The following is a 24,171-nucleotide window of genomic DNA, read 5'->3' as shown; positions in this document are numbered from 1 at the left end:
TTTTGATTGTGCTGGCGCAGGCCGGCAGGAGTTGTTATGTCCGCACTCGTCACCACCCAGGTCGATGGCCTGGCCAAGAATCTCGGCCTGCTGAATGTTGATTCCAAGGATCTGGTCGAAACGCTCAAGTCCACCGCGTTCAAGGGCAACGTGACCGACGAGCAGATGGCGGCCCTTCTCATGGTTGCCAACCAGTACGGCCTCAATCCCTGGACGAAAGAGATCTATGCCTTCCCGGACAAGGGCGGCATCGTTCCGGTGGTTGGCGTCGATGGATGGTCGCGGATCATCAACGGTCACGCCCAGTTCGATGGCATCAACTTTGAACAGGATGACCAGAGCTGCACCTGCATCATCTACCGCAAGGATCGATCGCACCCGATTCGCGTCACCGAGTGGATGGCCGAGTGCAAGCGAAACAACGCAGGCCCCTGGCAGTCCCACCCGCGCCGGATGCTACGCCACAAGGCCATGATCCAGTGCTCGCGTATCGCTTTCGGATTCGTTGGGATCTATGACCACGATGAGGCAGAGCGGATCACGGTATCGCAGGCCGATAGCGCCACGCAGCGGGCTGAGCGGATTGCACAGGAGCTTCCGCCCTACTCGGATGACGAGTTCAACAAGAACTTTGGCACCTGGTCCGAGCGCATCCAGAGTGGTCGCAAAACTGCCGACGAGATCATCGCCATGGTCCATACCAAATACACCCTGACGCCCGGTCAGCTGGGCGCCATCCGTGACCTCGAAACCACCGAGGTGGAGGTAGTCGAATGAAGATCGTAAAGCTCACCCAGGGCACGCCGGAATGGCATGCCCACCGCTCTGCGCATTTCAATGCCAGTGATGCACCAGCCATGCTCGGACTGTCGCCCTATGAGTCGCGCAGCGAGCTGATCAAGCGCTTGGCTACTGGTATCGAGCGCGAGATTACCCCGCAGTTGCAACGCATCTTTGATGAAGGCCATCGCATTGAGGCGCTGTGCAGGCCTCTGGCCGAACAAGTCATTGGCGAAGATCTGTTCCCCTGCGTCGGCACCGAGGGCCGTCTTTCAGCCAGCTTCGACGGCCTGACGATGATGGAAGATGCCATCTGGGAGCACAAAACGCTCAACATGGCATTGCGATCAGCGATTCCGCGCAAGCATGTCGCTGATGGCCATATCCCGCTTCATGGCGATGAGGTCGTGCTTCCGGAGATCTACTGCGCCCAGCTAGAGCAGCAGATGATGGTATCCGGCGCAGACAGGGCTCTGTTTATGGCGACATCATGGGATGGAGACATCCAGTCCGATAGCCGTGGTTGCTGGTATCTCTCAGATCCCGCACTGCGTGCGCGCATTGTTGCCGGCTGGGCCCAGCTCGAGCAGGACATTTCCGCTTATCAGCCGGAGCAGGAAGTGGCGCCGGCGCCGGTCGGCAAGGCTCCGGATCAGCTCCCTGCCCTGCATGTGGCTGTCAGCGGCATGGTCACCGCATCGAATCTGGATGCGTTCAAGACTCATGCCATGGCTGTGTTCGGCGGTATCAACCGGGATCTGCAGACTGATGAAGATTTCGCCGATGCCAGGAAGACGATCACCTGGGCGAAGGGCGTGGAAGACCGTCTGGAATCGGTGAAGTCTGCAGCGCTCGCCGATGCCGCGCCGGTCGAGGCGGTTTTCCGGGCGATGGATGAGCTGAAGGAAGAGGCCCGCCGTATCCGTCTTGATCTGGAAAAATGCGTCAAGGCTCGCGACATCAGCATCCGACAGGAGATCGTCGACGCCGGCATCCGTGCAGCCAGGGCCCACTACGAGCAGTTGGTTGTGAGCCTCGGTGAATTTGCGCCGCGGCCGGACCAGGCCACCCTGGCGGGCATCGGCGCATCGATCAAAGGCAAGCGATCGATCAGCAGCATGCGGGACGCAGTCAGTACGGCCGTGGCCGACATCAAGATCGCTGCGAGCCAGCGGGCCGAGACCATCCGCGCCAACGTCAGCATCCTGAAAAATCAACATCAGCACCAGTCACTGTTTGCCGATCGGGTGATGCTGGCACAAACCAAGTCGCCTGAAGATCTCCGCAACTTGGTCGCGGCTCGTATCGGCGAGTTCGAACGGCAGGAGACTGAGCGACTGGAGCGGCAGCGCGAGCAGATCCGCAAGGAAGAAGCCGAGAAGCTGTCCCGCGAGCAGGATGCGGCCAAGGTGGTGGACGAGACTCCGCCGGCATCTGCAAAAGTCGTCCAGTCCGCACCTCAGGCGCAGAGCCACTTTGCGGCATCAACGGACGAGATCCCAGCCAAGGCCGAAAAAGTCGCCCAACCGGCAGGCCCTGCCAAGACCATCAAGCTGGGCGACATCAGCGCCTTGATCGCACCGCTTTCGATCACTGCAGACGGACTGGCCCAGCTCGGGTTCAACCCGGCCGGCACCGATCGTGCAGCCAAGCTGTACCGCGAGGACCAGGTGCTCGACATGCTGCGGGCCATGATGGCTCGGATCAAGGATGTCGGCCTCGGCCTCACCGAGCGTAAGGCGGCCTGACCATGGCCGCCGACAACTCCCTTCCAACCATCGACATGTTCCAGCCGCTCGACGGCTGGTTCGACTGGCGATCCGGCCGTATGCGAGTGCTTGTCCGAGACGGCGAGCCACGTATGCGCTGCGGAAAGATGGCCTGCGGCCACGATTCACCATGGGCCCCTGAGTTTTCCAAACCGTGGGGCACCTTCCCGGATCTGCCCGAAACAGTGGCCGAGAAAATGGCCTCCTGAGGACGAAGCATGAAATCACTCGGAAACATCAGCCGTGGCAGTGATGCCATAGCGAAAGAGATCAGCGAGAACGCGCTGGAGCATGGTCGGATCGCGGTGTACATCGGCGAGACCGGCGGCGTTGCGTTCGTCACGCACCACGAGGCCGGATATGACGGGTTTCTGGTCACGCACTCCAGCCGACTTGTCGGGGTCTACCAGGGTAATGCGTCGGGCACTGGCGAGTGCCATCCAGAGCATTCCATCTTCGCCGTGGCAATGGCAGATCTGGAGCATTGGATGGGGTTTATTCGGGTTCCTCCGAAGCCTCGGGCCAGGGTTGAGCGGAGGGAGGTGGCGTGAGCGCACAGCCTACTTTCAACTTCCCGCGCACCTCCGGACTCAGCCGCTTACACCCGGGAGAAATCATCGTGGACCTGTTTGCCGGCGGTGGCGGAGCCAGTGAGGCCCTGCGGCAGGCGCTGGGGCGGGATCCGGATATCGCCATCAACCATGATGCCGACGCCATCGGCATGCATGCTGCAAACCACCCGTTTACCGTTCATCACCGCGAGGATGTCTGGCAGACCGATCCAGTGCGAGAAGTCGCCGGCCGCCCGGTCGGCTGGTTCCATGCCAGCCCGGACTGCACCCATTTCAGCCAGGCAAAGGGCGGCCAACCGCGAAGCCGGGCCACCCGGTCGCTATCGTGGGTTGTGCTGAAGTGGGCCGGAGCCCTGGCGCGTGCCGGGCGTGCGCCGCGGATCATTTCGCTGGAGAACGTCCGACAAATCCGCAGCTGGGGTCCGCTGATTGCCAAGCGCGATCCGGCGACCGGACGCGTTGTGAAACTGGACGGCACTGTCGCCCTCCGTGGTGAGCGTGTCCCGGTCGACCAGCAATTCCTGGTCCCCGACAAGCGCCGAGCCGGTCAGACCTGGGCGCGCTTCCTTCATGAGCTGCGCGGCATGGGATACCAGGTCAAGCACAGGCTCCTGATCGCTAGCGACTACGGTGCCGGCACCAGCCGGGAGCGACTTTTTCTCATCGCGCGCCGGGATGGGCTGCCCATTGTCTGGCCAGCACAGACCCATGGCCGCGGTCTCGGCCTACAGCCGCTCGTCACCGCCGCCGACTGCATCGATTGGTCGATACCCTGCCCGTCGATATTCGAGCGGGCAAGGCCTCTGGCAGATGCCACCTGCCGGCGCATCGCCAAGGGCATCCACAAATTCGTGCTGGATACAGATGAGCCGTTCATTGTTCCGGGCCCAGCAGCAGCATTCCTCACCGAACATGCCAACGGCAGCAGCCAGCGAGTATTTGCAGCTGATGAGCCACTGCGGACACAGGTCAGCGGCATCAAAGGTGGGCACTTCTCCGCCGTATCGGCGCACCTGATCAAGATCCGAGGCGATGTCCGGGCCGGGGTTGCGATTACTGAGCCGGTGCCCACGATCACCAGCGGTGCCGGTGCAGCCCGACCGGCAGGTGCTGCACATGCTCTCGGTGTCGTATCTGCTTTTCTCGAGCAGGCCAATGGCGGCTTCTACACCGGGGCCGGGAATGACCTTCGACAGCCGGCACCGACCATCGTGGGGAGCGGAAGCCAGCAGCGACTGGTGACATGCACTCTCAGCCAGCAGCAGACCGATGGAGCTCTGCGCGTCGCGGCATTCCTGATCAAATACTACGGAACGGCTCACGGCGAAAATCTGCGCGACCCGCTCGACACCGTCACCACCCGCGACCGGCTGGCCCTGGTCACTGTAACCATCAAGGGCACGCCCTACGTCATCGTGGATATCGGCCTGCGGATGCTCAAGCCGGCCGAGCTTTACCGGGCCCAGGGGTTTCCCGCGGATTACATCATCGATCGCACCGCTGACGGCCGGCGCCTCAGCATCAGCGCCAGCACGCGCATGTGCGGAAATTCGGTTAGCCCGCCACCGCTGGCTGCCATCGCCCGGGCGAACCTCGATCCGGCCCACAACATGGAGGCCATGGCCGCATGAGCACTGAGCAGAAAGTAATCGCACTGCGAGATGAGTTTGAGGACCATGCGCGGTACATGGCTCTGGAGGGCCGTGAGGTTGATTTGAACTGGCAGACATGGAAAGCCGCCCACGCCAAATACGCCCCGCGCTGGCTGCCGATTGATGGGTCAGAAAAGGCCGCTGGAAATGTCATTCTAGGTCAGCTAACACTGGCTGCCATCTATCCAAAAGCAATTGCGGGATGGGATGACATCGAGGAATGCTGGAAGTCACCCAATGGCAAAATAGTGTCAACCAACTACAGCCATTACATGCCCATCCCTGACGCGCCGGAGGTGGGGTGATGGTCCCGGTCCTACTCCTGACCGCCGCGCTGGCCACACCGACGCCGGCCGCGCCAACCTGGTGCAGCTCACTCGCCCAGGTCGCATCCACCGCCGAGCAGGCCCGCGCTGCCGGCATCATGTTGAATCAGGTGCTGGCCGGCCTGCACACACTTCCGCCCGATGCTCGCCCGGCCGCCGCCGGCACGATCCGGGCCATCTACACCATCGCGCCGATGCCACCTGCAGCCGTAGGGTGGGCCACGCGCAATGCATGTGAGGAACAGAACGATGGGTGATCCACAAATCAAGTGGGAGCGTCCCGGAGACGACGCATTCCTGTACGACACCATAGGGGATGCCATAGATGCATCGGGTGGCGATCTCAGTGCTGGATCGGTGATCAGGTTTGGCCAGTTCACTCCATACCAACACCTGTCGGCAAGCACCCTTTCATGGGAAGTCATCTCTTCGATGGCCGACCATGCGAAGGAGAAGCATGGTTTTCTGGCAGACGATTACGAGTCTGGACTTCTCGACCCGCACCACAAATCTCTGGTCAAGCATCTGCGTTCCTGGCTATCCGAACTGCCGCCCGCGATGTTCGGTGCCATCAAAAACATCCAGGAACACACCATCACCGATGAGGACATGGCATGACTGACCGAATCAAATGGGGCGAGCCCGTGACTGGGTGGGATGGCGTTATTGCCGCGGCTCAGGGAATGAAGAATGGGAAGAAAGTTCAGTGCTGGATGTCTGATTCATGGTGCGCGTGGGGTAAAAATGACCATCTTCACGCAAGTGATAAATACCGCATCAGCGAGGAGGTGAGTCCGCGGGAGTTTTGGGTGAATCTGTATTTTGACGGCGAGATATATATCTGCGATAGCAAGGAGTCAGCTGATCAAGGGGCTGATAACGGATGTATCGAATGCATCCACGTGCGCGAGGTGATTGAGTAATGGCCGATGCGATCCGACTCAAAAACGACCGCACCGAGTCGATCGAGCTGCAGATGATCGGCGGCCGATGCTGGCTGGTATGTAGCAGCACCTGCAGGCCGACGAGAAGTGTGCAGGTAGGCCGCGAAGAGGCGCGGCGTCTATCTCGGATGCTGGCCCAATTTGCCGAAACAGGGAGGGTTGAGTAATGGCCATGACTGTACTGGAGAGGATGGCACGGGATATTTGCGCATCGACTGGATCTCATCGACTGATCAAGGATGAGGTGATCAGCGGCCGATACACGCCCGAGAACTTTGCCTGCATCATGGCCGCCCTCACCAAAGCGCCGCCGGGGTGGAAGTTGGTGCCGGAGCAGCTCACCGAGGCCATGGACGTGGCGGCCTATCTGGATGAGCAGAACCCGAATGCCTTCCCGTCAACGATCTGGAGGACATTTCTTGCCGCCGCCCCGGAATACAAGGAGGGGGAGTGATGGATATCGAACAGAAGGCGCTTCTTTTCGCCTATCAAGCGCATGAAGGACAGGTTCGCAAGTACACGGGCGATCCCTACATCACCCATCCGATCTCTGTCGCTGCCATCGTGAAGTCGGTGGCTCATATGCCGACAATGATCGCTGCCTGCCTACTGCACGACGTGGTCGAGGATACGGATACCCGGCTCATCGATGTGGCGGTGGAATTTGGCGAGGATGTCGCAGAGCTTGTGGATGCCCTGACGGATGCATCAACGCCTGATGACGGAAACCGAGAGGCAAGGAAGCGCATCGACCGCGAATGGATCGCCAAGGCATCCCCTGAGGCCAAGACCATCAAGCTGGCCGATCTGATCCACAACACGCAAAGCATCGTTCTGCATGATCCCAAGTTCGCCAAGGTCTACATGCAGGAGAAGCGACTGCTTCTAGAGGTTCTTCGAGACGGTGATGCCGAGCTGTGGAATCGTGCCACTGACATCGTGCAGCGATATTTCAAGGAGGCGTGATGGGAGCTGCTGAGAAAATTGAACCCGATCAGCTCCCGACTGATCGGCTATGGACGCCGGAGGATTGCGCGACCTACTTCCGCGTTGTGCCCAAGACCTTCACGGATAGCATCAGCAAGATGCCACGGTTCCCGGAACCAAAGATCGAGCATGGCCGGCGATTGAAGCGGTGGCTTCCGGCCGACATCATTGCCTGGGGATACCGTGAGCGCGGAATCAGATCCAAGTGAGATGGCGTGTGCACACGGATGTGCACTGCACACAAAGTGCACATGGCGGCATGTATCGCATTGATTTATATGGTCAAAACGAGTCCTGCCGGGGGGACCACGAGACACTTGTGCACAGATCCTCAAACGCAGCCATTGCGTTGTAAATCCATCACTTGCGGCCAGTATCGCAACCCCGCACACGTGCACACAAGTATTTGAACGCAGTTGAAAATCGGGCCGCATTGCACACAGGATGCACATCTCGTGTGCAATGCAGCCTGCATCAGTCCAAGCATTTTCAAGCCCGTCGCAGCTTGTTTGAATTCCTGCAAATCGCACCCTTGTGCACCAAAATTGCACCATCGATTGCACCAAGTGGTCCAGGTGACAGTCATGGAAAGTCCGTAGGACGAATGCTGCACCAAGATGCCATCGGCTGGCCCTGCCGAGGGTCAGGTACCCATCGCGGAAAGATGCAGACCTCAAGCTGTCCTGCCATGTCATCGCAGTTGTCCAGCTGCGTTGAGCGCACGATCCCAGTCTTGCCCGCTGCCGGGCCTTGGCCGCTGCGATATCGAAGGCGTGGAACCCATGGACTGATGAAACCGGAATGTGCTGCCACGCGCCAGAGGACTCGCTCAATCCCCCCTGTTCCGCCTGATCCATCCACCACCTGACCACGCGTGGCGGCAGAGAAGCTCACCGGCGGATTCGGCCCGTGATTTGCAGAAATTGATGAATACCAGATATGAAACCATTCGACCTGCCTCGATGTATCGCCTGCAGGCAGCGCATTAGGATAAGGGATCCAGGCCCATGGCCCATCAGCCGTTGAAGCTGACGGCGGCCGGCGCGACCGTGACGAACGCCGCCTGCGACCTCTTCCTTTCCGACTCCGCGAGCAATCCATGGACTACCGCTATCTCGGCCAAAGCGCCCTCAAGGTCTCCCCTCTCTGCCTGGGCGCCATGATGTTCGGAGGCGACACCGATGCCCCCACCGCCAGGCGCATCATCGACAAGGCTGCCGCTCAGGGCATCAATTTCCTGGATACGGCCGATGTCTACAACAACGGCGAGTCCGAACGTGTGGTCGGCAGAAGTCTGGCCACGCAACGCGATGCATGGGTCATTGCCACCAAATTCGGATACGGTCGCGGCGATCAGGCCAATACCATGGGCCAGTCCCGCAAGTGGATCATGCAGACCTTCGAGGCCAGCCTGCAGCGACTGGGCAGCGATTATGTCGACATCCTGTATTTTCACCGCGCCCTGCCCGGTGTCACCCTGGAAGAGGCATTGCGCACGATCGGTGACCTGATCAGCCAGGGCAAGCTGCGTTATTACGGCCTGTCCAATTTCCACGGCTGGCGCATCGCCGAAGTGGCAAGACTGGCCGATCAGCTGGGTATCCAGCGGCCCAGTGTCAGCCAGCCGCTGTACAATCTGGTCAACCGCAGTGCCGAGGTCGAACAGTTGCCGGCAGCAGCGCATTACGGTCTGGGCGTGGTGCCTTACAGCCCGCTGGCACGCGGCATTCTCACCGGCAAATATGCCTCGCTGGACCAGTTGCCGGCTGACTCCCGCGCAGGCCGTGGCGATCCCCGCATCAAACAGACCGAGTTGCGTGCCGAATCGCTGCATATCGCACAACAGATCGCTGCGCGCGCCGCCGGCAAGGGCATCAGCTCCATCGCTTTCGCCCTGGCTTGGGTTTTGAACAACCGCCTGATCAGCTCGGCCATCGCCGGCCCACGTACCGAATCCCACTGGGACAGCTATCTGACGGCACTGGACGTAAAGCTGGGCGCCGACGACGAAGCCTTTGTGGACGCGCTGGTCCACCCTGGTCATGCCTCCACGCCCGGCTTCACCGATCCGGCCTACCCTGTCGAAGGCCGCCTCCTCTGATATCACACAACCAGACAGCCTCCGTGAGCTTGAATGCTGGACTTCTGCGCTCGCCAGCAGATCCTGCCGGACTGCGAAACCATCCGCGTGGCCCCGATCAATGAAGCCTTCGACCGCCTGGAGCGTTCGGATGTGCATCACCGCTGCGTGATCGATATGGCGACGCTGGGCCAGCCCTGCGCCAGCTGACGAAATGCACGGCAGAGGCATCGGGGCGCATGCCCGATCCCCCTGCCGTGTCAACCAAGGCCCAGGGCCTTGGGCGGATAGCGCAACGCATCCAGCAACAGGCGGAACGCCGCCGATGGCTGGCGCCGGCTGGGATAGTACAGGTGATAGCCGGGGAACGGCGGACACCAGTCTTCCAGCACCCGCTGCAGCTGGCCGGCCGCCACGGCGTCCTGCACCAGATTCTCGGGCACGCAGGCCAGGCCCAATCCGCCGCGGGCGGCATGCAGAATGGTCGCCGCATGATTGATGGTCAGCTGGCCATCCACGCGTACATGCAGTTCACGCGGCCCCTTCTGCAATTCCCAGCTGTAGACGCCGCCGGCGCTCTGCATCCGCAGATTGATGCATGAGTGATCGGCCAGATCCTTCGGCGTTCTGGGCTTGCGGTGGCGGGCAAAATAATCGGGCGAGCCGACCACGGCCATGCGCAGATCCGGCCCGATCCGCACGGCCACCATGTCCTTGGCAATCGATTCGCCCAGCCGCACCCCCGCGTCGAAGCGCTCGGCAACGATATCGGTGAGGCTGGACTCGATGGCCAGCTCCACATGCAGGTCGGGATATTGCGGCAGCAGCCGCTCCAGCGCCGGCACCAGCAGCGTCTGGGCCGCATGTTCGGACGTGGTGATACGCAGTCGTCCTGCCGGCTTGTCGCGAAACTGGCTGAGCGCGGCTATCTCCTCGGCAATGCTGTCCAGCGCCGGACTCAAGGTGCGCAGCAGACGCTCGCCAGCCTCGGTCAACGCCACCCGTCGCGTGGTCCGTGTCAGCAAGCGCACGCCCATCCGGGCCTCCAGTCGACGAATGGTATAGCTCAAGGTCGATTGCGAGGTGCCCAGCTTGGCCGCGGCACGCGTGAAGCTCTGCTCCTCGGCCACGATCATGAAGGCATTGAGATCCACCAGTTCTTCGCGTCGCATTCGTCTGCTCCGTCATACATCAATGCATCTCGGGATGCTCGCCGGCCGACGAGACCCATGGATATTCCCAAGCGTCCAGTCCAGAGCCGGGGTGGAGGCCGAGCTGGCCACCGCCGTTGCGATCCGAAGGCTCGCGGGGTTCCCTGCAACGCAGGGAAAGGTCGTCTGGGGCCAGCCATCACCGCGATGGCAAACAAGCGATGATACGTCTGCAACGCCGCTGAACCGGCTGCGGATGCCTGCGTGAAAAGCCACGCCTTCACCGCCTGCTTACTGCAGGCGAGGCCTAGCTCGCAGCCACAGCGCGCAGCCCAGACAGGCCAGACCACTGAGCAGCATGATGCAGGTCATCGGCCAGGGGGAGCTGTCGCCCAATGCCCCCAAGATACCCGAGCTGAGTACCCCGAAACCATACTGGAAGGCCCCGACCAGCGCCGATACGGCGCCCGCCTGCCTGGGAAAGTCCGCCAGCGCGCCGATAATGGCGTTGGCCACGATAAATCCGGCCATCGAGGCTACCAGCAGTGAGGGAATCGCCAGACCCACCAGACCACCCCAGCCCGTGGCACCGGCTATCGCCGCGGCTGCACCTGCCCCAGCCGCGATCATCGCGCCCCATTGCAGAATACGATCGCTGCCAAAGCGGGCCACCATCCGTCGGTTGAACAGATTCGCAGCCATCACGCCGACGATGCCGCCGGCAAACAGCAGCGCATAGACCTGAGGGGACACATGGTAGTAACTGATAAAGGCGAACGGCGAACCGGCGATATAGGCAAACATGCCGGCGTAATAGAAACCGCCCACACCCATATAGGCACGCAGCCGGGGATCACGCAGCAGTGCGCGGTAGCCGGCCCACGCCTGTGACAGCGGCAGGGCATGGCGCCGTTCCGGCGGCAGGGTTTCCGGCAAGGCCGCCAGCGCCAGCAGTGTCAGCACGCCGATCACCGCCAGCAACCAGAAGATCGCCCGCCAGCCCGAAGCCAGCAAAATCTGTCCACCCACCATCGGCCCCAGCAAGGGAGCCACGGCCATCACCATCATGAGGGTCGACAACATACGCGCCGCGTGATGGCCGGCATACAGATCACGAACCATCGCCCGGGCCAGCACCACGCTGGCGCAGGCACCCATCGCCTGGACCAGACGCCAACCGATCAGCACCCAGGCCGTGCCGGACATCGCGCAACCGACCGAGCCGGCCACGAACAGCAACAGCCCCAGTGCCACCGGCAGGCGGCGCCCATAACGGTCACTGACGGCCCCCCAGATCAGCTGGCCCAGACTGAAACCCACCAGATAACCCGATACGGTCAGCTCGATGGTGCCCACCGGCACACCCAGTTCCCGCGCCATCGTCGGAATAGCCGGCAGATAGACGTCGGTGGAAATCGAGGCGAAACCCATCAGCAAGCTGAGTATCATCAGCACATGCCAGCGGTGGCGCGGCGCGGCCTGCTCAAGAGCCGCGCCGGCAACCGCCGTACCTCCCGACTTGCTGTAGAGATCTGACTGACGACTCTGCAGCGGGACGAGCATTCGAAGACGGCTGATCATTAAGCGTGCAAATCCTTGTTCCGAATTCTCGCAGGGGCCGCAATGCTCCCGAACTCGAGGAAATTGACCGCCACTACAACGTGACGACATCCAGTGCCAAGGATCATAGGCCCATCATCCGGGCTGTGCCAGCCGCAGGAAGTCGCGGCCAGATCATCTCCCATCGGAACGCCCGAATGGCAACCCGAAGGCAGTCGGGTATCACCCCGTCGTCAAAAGATGCGAAATGGCCTGAATCGGCTTCAAGCCCTGGCCAAAGCGGGCCATAGCCTCTCGATGCTGAGCCAGTGCCCCGTACGGCAAATAGCGCACATTCATGTCGGCGATTCTGTTGAAGGCCGGTCGCCGCAATTGATCGCGTACATCCGCTTCGCGCTTGTCGGGAGCCACCAGAAACAGGCCCTCCAGTGCATGCGCTTCGCGCCCCAGGGCCAGATCGAGCATGCGCACAATGCCGGAATAGATCGAGGTGGAGTGTTCCACTTCGAAAGCCGCGACGATGCTGCAACCGTCACGATTGAGCCACAACACGTCAATCAGGCGTACCGCGGCCGCACCGGGCGTTCCCAAGGGGAAGCCCGGCAGCTCGGAGAGACAACCATCGCCCAGACGGCCGCCCGCCCACGAGCGGCCGCGATCATTGGCGGCTATCCATACCTCATGGCCCAGAGCCAGCCCCAGATCACGCAGCCAACCCTGGATCTGGGTATGGGTATGGTCGTTTTCGCGTTCGGCTTGCAAGCGCCGGACCTCTGCCGCACTCTGCTGGCGCACGGCATGCAGATCACGCGCCCAAGCCTCCCGGGCCGCGATATCGTCACCCAATGGCGGAGCCGGATAGCGCCCACTGCCCACATCGAACAACAGACCGCCGATGGCACCCAGATCATTGGACAACCAGGAACGGCAGCGCTCATTCAAGTCCAGAATGCCCTTGCGCATCGCAAGATACTCCTGCCAGCGCCCCAGCTTGACTCGCGAACCGGTCAACGCGTTGTAGCCCTTGACGATGGCCGTATTGAACGGCGGGATCAGGGTCGGGTGCAGGAAATACAGCAGATTCGCCACCGCCGGACCCAGCCCCTTGATCTGTTGCGCGTCAATGGCATGGATGGCCGAAACCAGAGCATCTTCGGCATGGCTGCACAAGCAGGTATCCAGCAGACGGCCAAACGCTTTCTGATTCAGAGAGTGCTCGTAGATATCAGGAATGCGCAGCTTGGGCTTCCACAGGAACGCATGATCGGCTCCCTTGAAGATCTGCCGTTGCTCGGCGATCGAGTGAACCACAGTCTCGAGCGATGATCCACGATAAGCAATACCGAAGCGATCTTCCTGGATTTCGGCAACGACTTGCTGCAGACCGCGACGAATGGACCGGAAATTCTTCAGCCGCTCCTCCCACAGGAACCAGCTCTGATATGTCGCGCCAGGATCCTCACGCCAACGCCGGACCAGATCCAGGATGGGGTCGCTCATGCTTGCAAGAACCTTCAGATAATGCCGACCGTGACAAGTGTAGCAGCGTCCCCGGCTCGTGATGCCAGCCATCCCCTGCGAAGATCTCCTGCATGTGCCCACCGACCACATGAAGGGCGAACCCACGCCGGGCAGCTGTCCTGCCTTCAGACTCCTTGTCGGCCAGGCGTATGATCGCTGCAGCCGGGGCATTGCACCAGGGCCGTCAGAACTGCCAATCCGACACGACCAAGTGTTGGCATGGCCGGCATGCGGCCCGCTCCGACTTATCCCCGACACTGATTTGCTCTGGACATGACCACTTCAAAACCCGCAACTTCCTTGCCGCTGGCCGACGTTCCGCCCACGTCTCCGTCCCGTCCTGCACTGACCAAGGCCCAGCAGGCACTGGTCGATCACATCGTGGACTTTGCCCGTACCCATCATGCCGCCTCCCCGGCCGCTTTGGTCATCGAAGGCGATGCAGGCACTGGCAAGAGTGTGGTGGTGAATGCCGCTTTTGAACGCATCCAGCAACTGGCGCGTGACCGGCAAGGACATGATCCACTGGCAGGCAGTCGCAACCTGATGCTGGTCAATCATCCGGAGATGATCAAGTTCTACAAACGGGTAGCCGGAACGCTGCCGGCGGTACGCAAAGGGGATTACCAGCGGCCGACCAGCTTTGTCAATCAATGCCACAAGTCGGGAACCACGGCCGATGTCGTCTTTGTCGACGAGGCCCATCTACTGCTGAGCCGCTCTGATCGCTACAACCATTTTGAGCAGGACAACCACCTGCAGGAGATCCTGGCCCTGGCCAAGGTGGTGGTACTGGTCTTCGATCCGCACCAGGTCCTGAAGTTCAAGAGCTACTGGAACCGACAGCGCCTGCAAGATCTGCTGCACGGCCATGTCGTGAAACACGTGCAGCTGACCGAGCAATTCCGCATGCATGCCGAAGCCGATGTCAGTCAATGGATACATGGATTCCGGGCCGGCCGGCTGCTGCCGCTGCCAGCCGAGCAATCCTTCGATTTTCGGATTTTCGACGACGCACAATCGATGTACGAGGCCATCTGCGCCCATGATCGCACCGCAGGCATGAGCCGGATGCTGGCAACCTATGACTATCCTTACACACTGGATGGCAAGGACCACTTCATCACCGAAGGCCGCTTCCACCTGCGCTGGGACCGATCGCTGCCGCAGGAACCGCTGGCCTGGGCCGAACGCCCCGATACCATCGAAGAGGTCGGCTCGGTATATACCGTGCAGGGCTTCGACCTGAACTACGCCGGGGTGATCCTCGGCCCCTCGGTGGGCTGGGACGAAGCCTCGCAACGCATCCGCATCGACACCGGGCGTTACGAAGACAGGGCCGCCTTTGCCGGCCAGCAAGGCCTGGACGATCCCGAAGAGATTCGCCAGGCGATCATGCTCAATGCCATCAACGTGCTGATGACACGACCCACCCGCGGGCTGTATCTGTATGCGAGTGATCCCGCACTGCGCCGGCAACTGGGCCGGCTCCGCGATCAAGGAGCGGCCTGAACCATGACCCATCACGACACCAGTCCCACCGACATGAGGCCCCCTGCACTACCTGTAGCAGATACGCAACCTTCCATGGCACCTGGGCAGGCAGGCGATAAGCATGGCTTTGTCCGGGTCCGTGGTGCCAGCGAACACAATCTGAAGCATATCGATGTCGATGTGCCTCGCGACCGGATGGTGGTATTCACCGGGGTCTCGGGCTCGGGCAAATCCTCGCTGGCCTTCGGTACCTTGTATGCCGAGGCACAGCGGCGCTATCTGGAGTCCGTCTCGCCCTACGCACGTCGGCTGTTCCAGCAGATGCCGGTACCCAAGGTCGATACGGTGGATGGCCTGCCGCCGGCCGTGGCCTTGCAGCAGCAGCGTGGTGGCAGCTCCGGGCGTTCGTCCGTCGGCAGCCTGACCACGCTGTCGAATCTGCTGCGGATGCTGTATTCCCGCGCCGGTGACTACCCGCCGGGCGCTCCCCGGCTGGAGGCCGAGGCGTTTTCAGCCAATACGCCGATGGGCGCCTGCCCCACCTGTCACGGACTGGGTCGGGTCCATGCCGCCACCGAGACCTCGATGGTGCCGGATCCGACCCTGAGCATCCGTGAACGGGCCATCGCCGCCTGGCCCACTGCCTGGCAGGGCCAGAACTTCCGCGATATCCTGATCACCCGCGGAGTGGACGTCGACTGCCCCTGGCAGAACCTGCCACGCGCCACCCGCGACTGGATCCTGTATACCGACGAGACGCCGCAGCATCCGGTCTATCCCGGCCTCAGTCATACCCAGATCCGCCAGGCCATCGCCCAAGGCATCGAACCCGCCTATCAGGGCACCTTCAATGGCGCGCGCCATTATGTGCAGCATACTTTTGCCCATTCGCAGAGCGCGAAAATGCGCCAGCGGGCCGAGTCCTTCATGGTGGTCTCCGACTGCCCCGAATGCCACGGCCAACGCCTCCATGCCGCCGCGCTCGCCGTACGTTTCCAGGGCCTGAACATCGCCGAGCTGACCGCCCTGCCACTGGAGGACATTCGTGCAAAGCTGGCCACCACCGAGACCGGCAGCCAGCATGCCAGCGCCATCGCCGCAGGACAGATAGCCGCCGATATGGTGGAGCGCATCGACGTGCTGATCGATCTCGGGCTGGGCTATCTGCAGATGGATCGCGGCGTGCAAACCTTGTCGCCCGGCGAATACCAGCGACTGCGACTGGGCACCCAGATCCGCTCCAACCTGTTCGGCGTGGTCTACGTGCTGGACGAACCCTCGTCGGGCCTGCACCCCAAGGATACCCAGGCCTTGCTGCGTGCCCTTCGAGGCTTGCAGGCCGCCGGCAATTCGCTGTTTCTGGTCGAACACAATCTGGATATCGTGCGCCAGGCCGAATGGGTGATCGATGTCGGACCGCAGGCCGGCGAGGCCGGAGGGCGCATTCTGTATTCGGGGCCGCTGGACGGACTGCGCGAGGTGGCTGATTCGCGAACCCGTCCCTATCTGTTTGCATCAAAACACCATTCCGCAGGCCCGCGTCGTCAGGCGAGCGGATGGCTGACATTGCACAGCATCCAATGGAACAATCTCGCCGATCTGAAGCTGGATCTGCCACTGGGGGTATTCACTGCCGTCACCGGCGTATCCGGCTCGGGCAAGTCATCACTGGTCAGCCATGTCCTGGCAAGCGTCGTGGCACAGGCCCTGGGCCAATCCCCTGCGCAGGATGCCGACGAAGCTGGCGCTGATCGTCTGACCGAAGCTGATCGCGGACGACCGCAGGGGTATGTCTCGGCCGGACTTGAGCCGGTCAAGCGGCTGGTCGTGATCGATCAGCGCCCCATCGGCCGTACCCCGCGATCCAATCTGGCCACCTATACCGGCCTGTTCGACCAGATCCGCAAGCTGTTTGCCCAGACCGACACGGCACGCCAGCGAGGCTACGATGCCGGCTGGTTTTCCTTCAATCTGGCCAAAGGGCGCTGCCCGGCATGCGAGGGCAATGGCTCGGTGATGGTGGAGCTGCTGTTCCTGCCCAGCGTTCATGCTCCCTGCCCCGCCTGCCATGGCACCCGCTATCGACCCGAAGTGCTGGAGGTCCGCTACCGGGACAAGACCATCGCCGAGGTGCTGGCCATGAATGTGGCGCAGGCTCATGCCTTTCTGGCCGATCAGCCCAGCCCCGCCGCCAGCCTCGCCACCCTGCTGAAAAGCGGACTGGACTATCTGCGGCTGGGGCAGCCGGCCACCGAGCTTTCGGGCGGTGAAGCCCAGCGCATCAAGCTGGCCACCGAACTGCAGAAACAGCGTCGCGGCCACACCTTGTATATCCTCGACGAGCCCACCACCGGCCTGCACCCTGCGGACGTGGATCGCCTGAGCGGCCATCTTCAGGAACTGGTGGACGCGGGACATACCGTGGTTGTGGCTGAGCACGACATGCGACTGGTCGCGCAAAGCGACTGGGTGATCGACATGGGCCCCGGCGCTGGCCGCCATGGTGGCCAGATCGTCGCCTCGGGCACGCCCGCCGAAGTAGCCGCATGCCCGCAAAGCCAGACGGCCACCTTTATCAAGGCTTGGCTGGAACCCGCCGCCCCCTGACGGACTGACCGCAAGAAACTCCTGCACAAAACGGATACTGCAGCGCTGCGCCGCCGTTCAGGCAACGCTGCCGGATCCAGCCTCCCGGCTGCTTGCCTGCCTGTTGCTCAGCGGCCGCGATGGACCGCGTAGTACACAAGTCCTTCCAGGACTACGGCCAAGGCGAAAACGGGATAGCGAAACCGCTCTCCCTCGCGACCGAATTTCGCGCACAGCAGCGAGCAGCCGACATCGACAAGCTCATTCCAGTTGAGTACGGCCGATTCCAGAAAATCGGAAAGGCCAAGCGAAGGCACGTGCAAATGGCGCACCTGCGCCCACTGTTGCAACGAAAACAGAATCAGAGCACTGAGCGGCACCTGCATCAGCAGGAACCACAACAGGGATATGGAACGGTTGTCGTTGTAGTGGAAAAAGGTCCAGCGCAGCCGCTCGCCCACAAACGCAAGATAAATCGCGCAAATCACGGCGATAACCGGCTCAGCGCCGCTCGATCCCAGCCACCGCTGCCATACATAGCCCAGCATGAGCTCGAATATGACGAGGGGCAGCAGCAGCCAGAATCTGACCAACTCCAGATAGATGAAAAAACCGATTGGATGTCGGCAAGGCCTTCCAAAAGTCCTCGTCATCCAGGTGCTTTCAAACAGATTGAACTGGCGCATATCCCCCCCTTTGAGCGACCTATACTGCCTATCGCACCGGGACATAACCACTGATAATTTGCTTGAAGTACGGCAACATCTCTGAAAGAAGCGAGCAGTCGATTATCTACGCGCGCAAAAAAACGGCCGACTGCTAAGCAGTCGACCGTTTTTACCTGATACTGGTAGCGGGGGCAGGATTTGAACCTACGACCTTCGGGTTATGAGCCCGACGAGCTGCCAGACTGCTCCACCCCGCATCAGAGTCGGCTATTCTAGTCACATGCCTGCAACAATGCAAGCATACCTGCGCCATTGCGGGATTCGCACTTAGTGGTCCCCGGCATCCAATGCCCTCGCCGCACGCCGCGAACGGCAGATATCCTCGTGATGGGCATCAGCCCAGTACACCAGTTGCTGCATCGGCACCAGAAAGGAATGCCCCAGCGCCGTAAGCGTGTATTCCACCCGCGGCGGCACTTCGGGATACAAGGTGCGCTGCACGAAACCGTCGGCTTCCAGCCGTTTGAGCGTGCGCGAAAGCATCTGCCGGGAAATATCGCCAATGGCCCGGCTCAGCTCGTTGAATCGCAGGGTGCGTGGCGCCAGAGCCCCCAGGATCAGCAGACTCCACTGATCGCCGATGCGGTCCAGCACATCGCGAATGGGACAGGGGTGATCGAAGGCCGGCGGGCCTGTCTCGTCGGCCGGGTCGGTCATTGTCGTGTGACTGGGTTCCATGGCGATGACTTCTTGTGCGTGGAAGCAGGATTCTCTAACGTCGCGGTCAATCAGTCTACTTTTGGCACCTGGTCTTTACCCAACACCCAAGGAGCAAACCATGTCTCGTATCGCATTGATCGGCGCCTCCGGCGAAGTCGGCTCGCGCCTCCTCAAGGAACTGTCCGACCGTGGTCATGCAGTGACCGCTATCGCTCGCTCGCCGGAGCGCATCCTCGCCCTGCCCGGCGTGACCCCCATCGCGGGTGACGTGCATGATCGTGACGGACTGGTCGCCCTGCTGAAAGGCCATGATGTGGTGATCAGTTCGGTGAAATTTGCGACCGTCACCGCCGAAGAACTGATCGAGGCCGTGCGTGCTGCCGACGTGCCGCGCTATCTGGTGGTCGGTGGCGCCGGCAGTCTGGAAGTGGCTCCCGGCCAGCGCCTGGTCGATCAATCCGACTTCCCCGCCGCCTATCACGACGAGGCCAGCAAGGGCGCTTCATTTCTTGACCGCCTGAAGCAGGAGCAGACACTGGACTGGAGCTTCCTGTCGCCCTCGGCCCTGTTCTTCCCCGGCGAGCGCACCGGCCATTTCCGGCTGGGCAAGGACAGCCTGCTCAGCACGGCCGAAGGCAGTCGCATCTCGTACGAAGACTACGCCATCGCTCTGGTCGACGAAATCGAGCATCCAGCGCATTCGCGCCAGCGCTTTACCGTGGGTTACTGACAAACACCCTGTCGCCTTGCCGGGACAGCGGGTCCGTCTGTTGCTGCCGGGCAGCCTGATGGCCAGAACGGCACGTCCAGGGCAGGACAGCGAAGAAACCCATCGCCAACGGAGCGTCTTCTACCGACACGGCTCGATGGCCGGCAGATCCAGGCAGCCGTCATCGTGGATGATCACCGCCAGCACCACCCGTGCATAGGTGATAGCAAGGCATCATTCCACCATGACTTCCTGAACCGGTTCCAGCCGCGCCCGCATGCGCGCGGCCGGGCCATCGTCGATAGCTTCCGGGTCAAGAACCAGCGCATCGTCGAACACCGGGACGTGATCCACAACATACCGGCCATATCGGTCAACATCCCCGCGATATGCTGACCGGACAAGGCTGGCTCCCGCATGGGGCAAACCACGTCACCGTCGCGAGCCAAGGCGGGCCGCGCCGGCACAGCATGATATCAACCGCACTGGACATGCCTTTCAGGCCAGCGACAAACAAAAAGGCCATCTGCAATGCAGACGGCCTTTTTGATACCAATACCTGGTAGCGGGGGCAGGATTTGAACCTACGACCTTCGGGTTATGAGCCCGACGAGCTGCCAGACTGCTCCACCCCGCATCAGAGTCGACTAGTATAGCCAGCTGTCCGGAACAATGCAAACCCTGATCGGCAAACAGCTCTTGCGGATACGGATGCCGCCGCCCTTGCCCGCCGATCCGGACATGCCGTCTGACGTATCAGACCGACTGGCCCAGCACCCGACAGGTATGCTGCGCGATCATGGCCTCCTCGTCCGTTGCCATCACCCGTACCGTCACACGACTGCCCACCGCGCTGATCACGGCGGCATGGGCCGCATTGGCCTGCTCGTCCAGCACCAGGCCCAGCCAGGCCAGGCGCTGACAGACCCGGTGGCGGATTTCGGAGGCGTTTTCGCCGATGCCGGCGGTAAACACCAGCCCGTCCAGCCCACCCAGCACGCTGACCATCCCCCCGATCTCGCGCACCAGCCGATAGACAAACAGGTCCACGGCCTCGTCCGCACGAGAGTCCTTGCTGGCCAGCAGTTCGCGCATATCGCTGGACAAGCCGGACACCCCCAGCAGGCCGGACTTATCGTAGAACAGGTGCGACAGCTGCGAAGGCGTCATCCGCTTGTGCTGCAGCAGATACAGCAGCACGCCCGGATCGATGCCGCCGCAACGGGTGCCCATCACCAGCCCGTCCAGCGTGGTGAAACTCATGGTGGTATCGATGCTGCGCCCGGCCCGCAGGGCGCACAGACTGGCACCATTGCCCAGATGGGCGATGATGGTCCTGCCGCCGGCCAGCACCGGATCGATCCGTCCCAATTGTCCGGCGATATATTCGTAGGAAATGCCGTGGAAGCCGTAACGTCGGACACCTTCCGACGTCAGTGCCGGCGGCAGGGCGAAACGCGAAGCCTCGGACGGCATGCTGTGATGAAAAGCGGTATCGAAACAGACGACTTGCGCCAGTTCGGGCCGCAGCTTGGCCACCGCCTCGATCGCCGACAGATTGTGCGGCTGATGCAATGGTGCCAGCGGCACCAGCGCCTGCAAGGCGCCCAGCAAGGAGGGCGTGACGCGTGCCGGTGCCTGCAGATGGGCTCCGCCATGCACTACCCGATGACCGACGCCTAGCAGCGTCGCGCCATCCAGATGCTGCTCGGCGAAATCGAAAAGACGTCCGAAAAAAGCCTCGTGATGCAGCTCGGAGCCGTCATCCCAACGGTACTCGTCCAGCAGTCTGCCCGCCGCATCTCGCGCAACGAGATGCGGCGATGTGCCGATACCTTCGATCTTGCCGCCTGCCGTACATTCCAGCGCATCGCCGTCCAGCGCGAACAGCGCGAACTTGATGCTGGACGAGCCCGCATTGAGCGTGAGGATTGCCTGTGCCACCATCAGCCTCCGAAAGCGTACGTGCAGCCTGTCTGTCCCACGGAACCATGACCGCTTCGTGGCAGGCTGACCTTGCCGATTGTGGACTGTCACACGCACTTCCACAAAGCGGCGTTATCTTGAAGCCATCAAGGGCCCGGATTTCGGATATGACGACTGTCTCTGCCAACACCCCCGACGCTGTTGCACCTGAAGAACTCCAGAAGATCCACGCCTGGTGGCGTGCCGCCAACTATCTGAACGTCGGCCAGATCTATCTCAAGGCCAATCCTCTGCTGAAAGAGAAGCTGAGCGTCGATCACATCAAGCCGCGCCTGCTCGGCCACTGGGGTACCTCGCCGGGCCTGAACCTGGTCTATGTGCACATGAACCGGCTGATCCGCAAATATGATCTGGATGCGATCTACATGGCCGGCCCGGGACATGGCGGCCCGGCCATCATCGCCAATGTCTGGCTGGAAGGCAGCTACAGCGAGTTCTATCCGCAGATCAGCCAGGACGAGGCCGGCATGCTGAAGCTGTTCCGGCAGTTCTCCACGCCGGGTGGTATTCCCAGCCATGTCAGCGTGCCCACGCCCGGTTCCATCCACGAAGGCGGCGAACTGGGTTATGTGCTGATGCATGCCGCCGGCGCGGTGATGGACAATCCCGAGCTGCTGGTCACCGCCGTGGTCGGTGATGGCGAGTCCGAGACCGGCCCGCTGGCCGGCAGCTGGAAGAGCATCGATTTCATCAATCCGGTCCGCGACGGTGCGGTGCTGCCCATCCTGCATCTCAACGGCTACAAGATTTCAGGCCCCACGGTCTGGGCCCGCCACAGCGACGCGGATCTGCGCCAGTTTTTCGAGGGCCAGGGCTATGCGCCCCGCTTCGTGGAGGGTGACGAGCCCATGGCCGTGCACCAGGCCTTTGCCGTGGCGATGGAGCAGGCGGTACTGGATATCCGCGCGATCCAGCAGACGGCCCGTCGCGACGGCTTCGACCAACGGCCGCGCTGGCCCCTGATCGTGCTGCGGACTCCCAAGGGCTGGACCGGACCCAGGATCGTCGACGGCCTGCAGGTGGAAGGCACCTTCCGCGCCCATCAGGTGCCGGTGGCCGATATTCTGACCAAGCCCGAGCATCTGCATATCCTGGAAGACTGGATGCGCAGCTACAAGCCCGAGGAACTGTTCGACGCGCAAGGCCGCTTCCGCGCCGAATATGCCGAACTGGCCCCTGCCGGCCCGCGCCGGATGAGCGCCAACCCGCAGGCCAATGGTGGCTTGCTGACCCGCGACCTGAATCTGCCGGACTATGCCGATTTTCAGGTCCGCTTCGAGCAGCGCGCCCGCGAGCGAGTGGAATCGACCCGAGTCTTCGGAACCTGGCTGCGCGAGATCTACCGCGAGAATCCCGACAATTTCCGGCTGTTCTGTCCCGACGAGACCAACTCCAACCGGCTGGGCGCGGTCTTCGAGGTCACCGACCGCTGTCTGGTCAGCGCCATCGAACCGAATGACGACCATGTCTCGCATGATGGACGGGTCATGGAAGTGCTCAGCGAGCATTGCTGCCATGGCTGGCTGGAAGGCTACAACCTGACCGGTCGCCATGGACTGTTCGCGACCTACGAGGCCTTCGCGATGATCATCGACTCGATGGCGATGCAGCATGCCAAGTGGATCGAGCACAGCGAGCGGGTGCCCTGGCGTGCGCCGATTCCCTCCATGAACTATCTGCTGACCTCCACCTGCTGGCGCAACGACCACAACGGCTTCAGCCACCAGGGACCGGGCTTTATCGATACCATCATCCACCGCAAGCCGGCGGTGGCCCGGGTCTATCTGCCGCCGGATGCCAACTGCCTGCTGTCGGTGGGCGATCACTGCTTCCGCAGCCGCAATTATCTGAACCTGATCGTGATCGACAAGCAGCCCCAGCTGCAATGGCTGACCATGGACGAGGCCAGAACCCATTGCGCCAAGGGGGCCGGCATCTGGGAGATGTACAGCCACGCCCCGGAACAGCCGGATATCGTGCTGGCCTGCGCCGGCGACATTCCTACCCAGGAAACCATCGCCGCCGCCTGGCTGCTGCGCCAGTACGCACCGGAGCTGAAAGTCCGGGTGGTCAATGTCGTCGATCTGATGCGGCTATGCCCTTCGGATCGCCACCCGCACGGGATGAGCGATGCCGAATTCACCGACCTGTTCAGCACCAATACGCCGGTGCTGTTCACCTTCCACGGCTATCCCGGCGTGATCCACGACCTGCTGCACGGGCGTGACGCCCATGACCAGTTCCATGTCCGCGGCTATCTGGAAGAAGGCACCACCACCACCCCCTTCGATATGGTCGTGCTGAACCGCATCAGCCGCCTGCATCTGTGCCTGGACGTGCTGCGCTATGTGCCCAGCCTGCTGGCCAAGGCACCCGAACTGGCGGTGTACTGCAAGTCGATGCTGGAACAGCACGAAAGCTATATCCGCGAACACTTCGACGACCTGCCCGAGATCAAGCAGTGGGTCTGGTCGGATTGATCCTTCAGATCTGATCTCGCCGGACCCGATATTGACGGAGCTGAACTTGACGAGCCTGATCTTGACTGAACTGATACTGGCAGATCCGTCAAAACAGCTTGATTCGCCCAATATCCGGCTCCGGGGGCGGCGTCATCCCCCGGATGCCGCCGCCTCTTGCCATCATGCCCGCTGACCAGCCGCGCA

Annotated in this window: 23 protein-coding genes and 2 tRNA genes; 17 read left to right on the top strand and 8 right to left on the bottom strand. The window is 61.9% G+C overall.

The window, feature by feature from the left end; all coding sequences use genetic code 11:
• Positions 1 to 36: 36 nt before the first annotated feature.
• From bet to FRAAU_RS17200, 13 genes are all read left to right on the top strand, one after another.
• The gene (bet, locus tag FRAAU_RS07185; protein WP_014402883.1) at positions 37 to 777 is read left to right on the top strand and encodes a phage recombination protein Bet; all 741 of its coding nucleotides are present in this window, start codon (positions 37 to 39) and stop codon (positions 775 to 777) included.
• Positions 774 to 2,528, top strand: a complete 1,755-nt coding sequence (locus tag FRAAU_RS07180; RefSeq protein ID WP_014402882.1) for a YqaJ viral recombinase family protein — start codon at positions 774 to 776, stop codon at positions 2,526 to 2,528. Before bet ends, FRAAU_RS07180 begins: the two co-directional genes overlap by 4 nt.
• 2 nt (positions 2,529 to 2,530) lie before the next feature.
• Entirely contained in the window at positions 2,531 to 2,758 is a 228-nt protein-coding gene (locus FRAAU_RS07175) for a hypothetical protein (RefSeq protein ID WP_014402881.1), read from the top strand.
• 9 nt (positions 2,759 to 2,767) lie between these two features.
• A complete protein-coding gene (locus FRAAU_RS07170; RefSeq protein WP_014402880.1) occupies positions 2,768 to 3,100 on the top strand; it encodes a hypothetical protein in 333 nt (110 codons plus the stop codon).
• Positions 3,101 to 3,168: 68 nt separating this feature from the next.
• A complete protein-coding gene (locus tag FRAAU_RS07165; RefSeq protein WP_245546449.1) occupies positions 3,169 to 4,752 on the top strand; it encodes a DNA cytosine methyltransferase in 1,584 nt (527 codons plus the stop codon).
• The gene (locus tag FRAAU_RS07160) at positions 4,749 to 5,078 is read left to right on the top strand and encodes a hypothetical protein (protein ID WP_014402878.1); all 330 of its coding nucleotides are present in this window, start codon (positions 4,749 to 4,751) and stop codon (positions 5,076 to 5,078) included. Before FRAAU_RS07165 ends, FRAAU_RS07160 begins: the two co-directional genes overlap by 4 nt.
• The gene (locus FRAAU_RS07155; RefSeq protein ID WP_014402877.1) at positions 5,078 to 5,356 is read left to right on the top strand and encodes a hypothetical protein; all 279 of its coding nucleotides are present in this window, start codon (positions 5,078 to 5,080) and stop codon (positions 5,354 to 5,356) included. Before FRAAU_RS07160 ends, FRAAU_RS07155 begins: the two co-directional genes overlap by 1 nt.
• Positions 5,349 to 5,717, top strand: coding sequence for a hypothetical protein (locus tag FRAAU_RS07150; protein ID WP_041270440.1), 369 nt, complete (start codon positions 5,349 to 5,351; stop codon positions 5,715 to 5,717). Before FRAAU_RS07155 ends, FRAAU_RS07150 begins: the two co-directional genes overlap by 8 nt.
• Positions 5,714 to 6,022, top strand: a complete 309-nt coding sequence (locus FRAAU_RS07145) for a hypothetical protein (protein WP_014402876.1) — start codon at positions 5,714 to 5,716, stop codon at positions 6,020 to 6,022. Before FRAAU_RS07150 ends, FRAAU_RS07145 begins: the two co-directional genes overlap by 4 nt.
• Positions 6,023 to 6,215: 193 nt before the next feature.
• Positions 6,216 to 6,497 (top strand): hypothetical protein, encoded by a 282-nt coding sequence (locus tag FRAAU_RS07135; RefSeq protein ID WP_156803369.1) that lies wholly within the window; start codon positions 6,216 to 6,218, stop codon positions 6,495 to 6,497.
• Positions 6,497 to 7,009 (top strand): HD domain-containing protein, encoded by a 513-nt coding sequence (locus tag FRAAU_RS07130; RefSeq protein ID WP_014402873.1) that lies wholly within the window; start codon positions 6,497 to 6,499, stop codon positions 7,007 to 7,009. The genes FRAAU_RS07135 and FRAAU_RS07130 overlap by 1 nt, the downstream gene beginning before the upstream one ends.
• A gap of 1,120 nt (positions 7,010 to 8,129) precedes the next feature.
• Positions 8,130 to 9,131: an aldo/keto reductase gene (locus tag FRAAU_RS07120; RefSeq protein ID WP_014402871.1), complete on the top strand. Its 1,002-nt coding sequence runs from the start codon at positions 8,130 to 8,132 to the stop codon at positions 9,129 to 9,131.
• A 33-nt stretch (positions 9,132 to 9,164) separates the two neighbouring features.
• Entirely contained in the window at positions 9,165 to 9,320 is a 156-nt protein-coding gene (locus FRAAU_RS17200; protein ID WP_217176264.1) for a hypothetical protein, read from the top strand.
• A gap of 50 nt (positions 9,321 to 9,370) precedes the next feature.
• Here FRAAU_RS17200 and FRAAU_RS07115 read toward each other — a convergent pair whose 3' ends face one another.
• The 3 genes from FRAAU_RS07115 to FRAAU_RS07105 form a co-directional block, all read right to left on the bottom strand.
• Positions 9,371 to 10,282, bottom strand: a complete 912-nt coding sequence (locus FRAAU_RS07115) for a LysR family transcriptional regulator (RefSeq protein ID WP_014402870.1) — start codon at positions 10,280 to 10,282, stop codon at positions 9,371 to 9,373.
• Positions 10,283 to 10,552: 270 nt separating this feature from the next.
• Positions 10,553 to 11,842: a multidrug effflux MFS transporter gene (locus FRAAU_RS07110; RefSeq protein ID WP_014402869.1), complete on the bottom strand. Its 1,290-nt coding sequence runs from the start codon at positions 11,840 to 11,842 to the stop codon at positions 10,553 to 10,555.
• Between the two features lie 201 nt (positions 11,843 to 12,043).
• Positions 12,044 to 13,321, bottom strand: a complete 1,278-nt coding sequence (locus FRAAU_RS07105) for a hypothetical protein (protein WP_014402868.1) — start codon at positions 13,319 to 13,321, stop codon at positions 12,044 to 12,046.
• A 294-nt stretch (positions 13,322 to 13,615) separates the two neighbouring features.
• Between FRAAU_RS07105 and FRAAU_RS07100 the strand changes: the two genes are divergently transcribed.
• Both FRAAU_RS07100 and FRAAU_RS07095 read left to right on the top strand, forming a co-directional pair.
• Complete coding sequence (locus FRAAU_RS07100; RefSeq protein WP_014402867.1) at positions 13,616 to 14,854, top strand: DUF2075 domain-containing protein; 1,239 nt, start codon at positions 13,616 to 13,618, stop codon at positions 14,852 to 14,854.
• Positions 14,855 to 14,929: 75 nt separating this feature from the next.
• Positions 14,930 to 17,443 carry an ATP-binding cassette domain-containing protein gene (locus FRAAU_RS07095; protein ID WP_041270437.1) on the top strand — a complete coding sequence of 838 codons (2,514 nt, stop codon included), beginning with the start codon at positions 14,930 to 14,932 and terminating at the stop codon, positions 17,441 to 17,443.
• A 107-nt stretch (positions 17,444 to 17,550) separates the two neighbouring features.
• On the opposite strand, the gene FRAAU_RS07090 is transcribed toward FRAAU_RS07095, so the two are convergent.
• The 3 genes from FRAAU_RS07090 to FRAAU_RS07080 all read right to left on the bottom strand — a co-directional run bounded on the left by FRAAU_RS07090 (position 17,551) and on the right by FRAAU_RS07080 (position 18,828).
• Positions 17,551 to 18,108 carry a hypothetical protein gene (locus FRAAU_RS07090; RefSeq protein ID WP_014402865.1) on the bottom strand — a complete coding sequence of 186 codons (558 nt, stop codon included), beginning with the start codon at positions 18,106 to 18,108 and terminating at the stop codon, positions 17,551 to 17,553.
• Positions 18,109 to 18,270: 162 nt separating this feature from the next.
• A tRNA-Met gene (locus tag FRAAU_RS07085) sits at positions 18,271 to 18,347 on the bottom strand.
• 70 nt (positions 18,348 to 18,417) lie between these two features.
• Positions 18,418 to 18,828: a winged helix-turn-helix transcriptional regulator gene (locus FRAAU_RS07080; protein ID WP_014402864.1), complete on the bottom strand. Its 411-nt coding sequence runs from the start codon at positions 18,826 to 18,828 to the stop codon at positions 18,418 to 18,420.
• 100 nt (positions 18,829 to 18,928) lie between these two features.
• On the opposite strand from FRAAU_RS07080, the gene FRAAU_RS07075 reads away from it, so the two are divergent.
• Complete coding sequence (locus FRAAU_RS07075; RefSeq protein WP_014402863.1) at positions 18,929 to 19,540, top strand: NAD(P)-dependent oxidoreductase; 612 nt, start codon at positions 18,929 to 18,931, stop codon at positions 19,538 to 19,540.
• A 539-nt stretch (positions 19,541 to 20,079) separates the two neighbouring features.
• Here the strand turns inward: FRAAU_RS07075 and FRAAU_RS07070 are convergent.
• Both FRAAU_RS07070 and FRAAU_RS07065 read right to left on the bottom strand, forming a co-directional pair.
• A tRNA-Met gene (locus FRAAU_RS07070) sits at positions 20,080 to 20,156 on the bottom strand.
• Positions 20,157 to 20,275: 119 nt separating this feature from the next.
• Entirely contained in the window at positions 20,276 to 21,466 is a 1,191-nt protein-coding gene (locus FRAAU_RS07065; protein WP_014402862.1) for an acetate/propionate family kinase, read from the bottom strand.
• A 146-nt stretch (positions 21,467 to 21,612) separates the two neighbouring features.
• On the opposite strand from FRAAU_RS07065, the gene FRAAU_RS07060 reads away from it, so the two are divergent.
• Positions 21,613 to 23,985 (top strand): phosphoketolase family protein, encoded by a 2,373-nt coding sequence (locus tag FRAAU_RS07060; RefSeq protein ID WP_014402861.1) that lies wholly within the window; start codon positions 21,613 to 21,615, stop codon positions 23,983 to 23,985.
• Positions 23,986 to 24,171: the final 186 nt, after the last annotated feature.

The sequence above is a fragment of the Frateuria aurantia DSM 6220 genome (assembly GCF_000242255.2).
GTDB lineage: Bacteria > Pseudomonadota > Gammaproteobacteria > Xanthomonadales > Rhodanobacteraceae > Frateuria > Frateuria aurantia.
Note: the sequence above shows the minus strand (reverse complement) of the source record. Positions and strands in the feature narration are given on the sequence as shown.

Bases quoted from the DNA above. Each gene is read 5' to 3' on its own strand.
- bet (WP_014402883.1), top strand. From the start codon at position 37: ATGTCCGCACTCGTCACCACCCAGGTCGATGGCCTGGCCAAGAATCTC.
- FRAAU_RS07180 (WP_014402882.1), top strand. From the start codon at position 774: ATGAAGATCGTAAAGCTCACCCAGGGCACGCCGGAATGGCATGCCCAC.
- FRAAU_RS07175 (WP_014402881.1), top strand. From the start codon at position 2,531: ATGGCCGCCGACAACTCCCTTCCAACCATCGACATGTTCCAGCCGCTC.
- FRAAU_RS07170 (WP_014402880.1), top strand. From the start codon at position 2,768: ATGAAATCACTCGGAAACATCAGCCGTGGCAGTGATGCCATAGCGAAA.
- FRAAU_RS07160 (WP_014402878.1), top strand. From the start codon at position 4,749: ATGAGCACTGAGCAGAAAGTAATCGCACTGCGAGATGAGTTTGAGGAC.
- FRAAU_RS07155 (WP_014402877.1), top strand. From the start codon at position 5,078: ATGGTCCCGGTCCTACTCCTGACCGCCGCGCTGGCCACACCGACGCCG.
- FRAAU_RS07150 (WP_041270440.1), top strand. From the start codon at position 5,349: ATGGGTGATCCACAAATCAAGTGGGAGCGTCCCGGAGACGACGCATTC.
- FRAAU_RS07145 (WP_014402876.1), top strand. From the start codon at position 5,714: ATGACTGACCGAATCAAATGGGGCGAGCCCGTGACTGGGTGGGATGGC.
- FRAAU_RS07135 (WP_156803369.1), top strand. From the start codon at position 6,216: ATGACTGTACTGGAGAGGATGGCACGGGATATTTGCGCATCGACTGGA.
- FRAAU_RS07130 (WP_014402873.1), top strand. From the start codon at position 6,497: ATGGATATCGAACAGAAGGCGCTTCTTTTCGCCTATCAAGCGCATGAA.
- FRAAU_RS07120 (WP_014402871.1), top strand. From the start codon at position 8,130: ATGGACTACCGCTATCTCGGCCAAAGCGCCCTCAAGGTCTCCCCTCTC.
- FRAAU_RS17200 (WP_217176264.1), top strand. From the start codon at position 9,165: ATGCTGGACTTCTGCGCTCGCCAGCAGATCCTGCCGGACTGCGAAACC.
- FRAAU_RS07115 (WP_014402870.1), bottom strand. From the start codon at position 10,282: ATGCGACGCGAAGAACTGGTGGATCTCAATGCCTTCATGATCGTGGCC.
- FRAAU_RS07110 (WP_014402869.1), bottom strand. From the start codon at position 11,842: ATGATCAGCCGTCTTCGAATGCTCGTCCCGCTGCAGAGTCGTCAGTCA.
- FRAAU_RS07105 (WP_014402868.1), bottom strand. From the start codon at position 13,321: ATGAGCGACCCCATCCTGGATCTGGTCCGGCGTTGGCGTGAGGATCCT.
- FRAAU_RS07100 (WP_014402867.1), top strand. From the start codon at position 13,616: ATGACCACTTCAAAACCCGCAACTTCCTTGCCGCTGGCCGACGTTCCG.
- FRAAU_RS07095 (WP_041270437.1), top strand. From the start codon at position 14,930: ATGGCACCTGGGCAGGCAGGCGATAAGCATGGCTTTGTCCGGGTCCGT.
- FRAAU_RS07090 (WP_014402865.1), bottom strand. From the start codon at position 18,108: ATGCGCCAGTTCAATCTGTTTGAAAGCACCTGGATGACGAGGACTTTT.
- FRAAU_RS07080 (WP_014402864.1), bottom strand. From the start codon at position 18,828: ATGGAACCCAGTCACACGACAATGACCGACCCGGCCGACGAGACAGGC.
- FRAAU_RS07075 (WP_014402863.1), top strand. From the start codon at position 18,929: ATGTCTCGTATCGCATTGATCGGCGCCTCCGGCGAAGTCGGCTCGCGC.
- FRAAU_RS07065 (WP_014402862.1), bottom strand. From the start codon at position 21,466: ATGGTGGCACAGGCAATCCTCACGCTCAATGCGGGCTCGTCCAGCATC.
- FRAAU_RS07060 (WP_014402861.1), top strand. From the start codon at position 21,613: ATGACGACTGTCTCTGCCAACACCCCCGACGCTGTTGCACCTGAAGAA.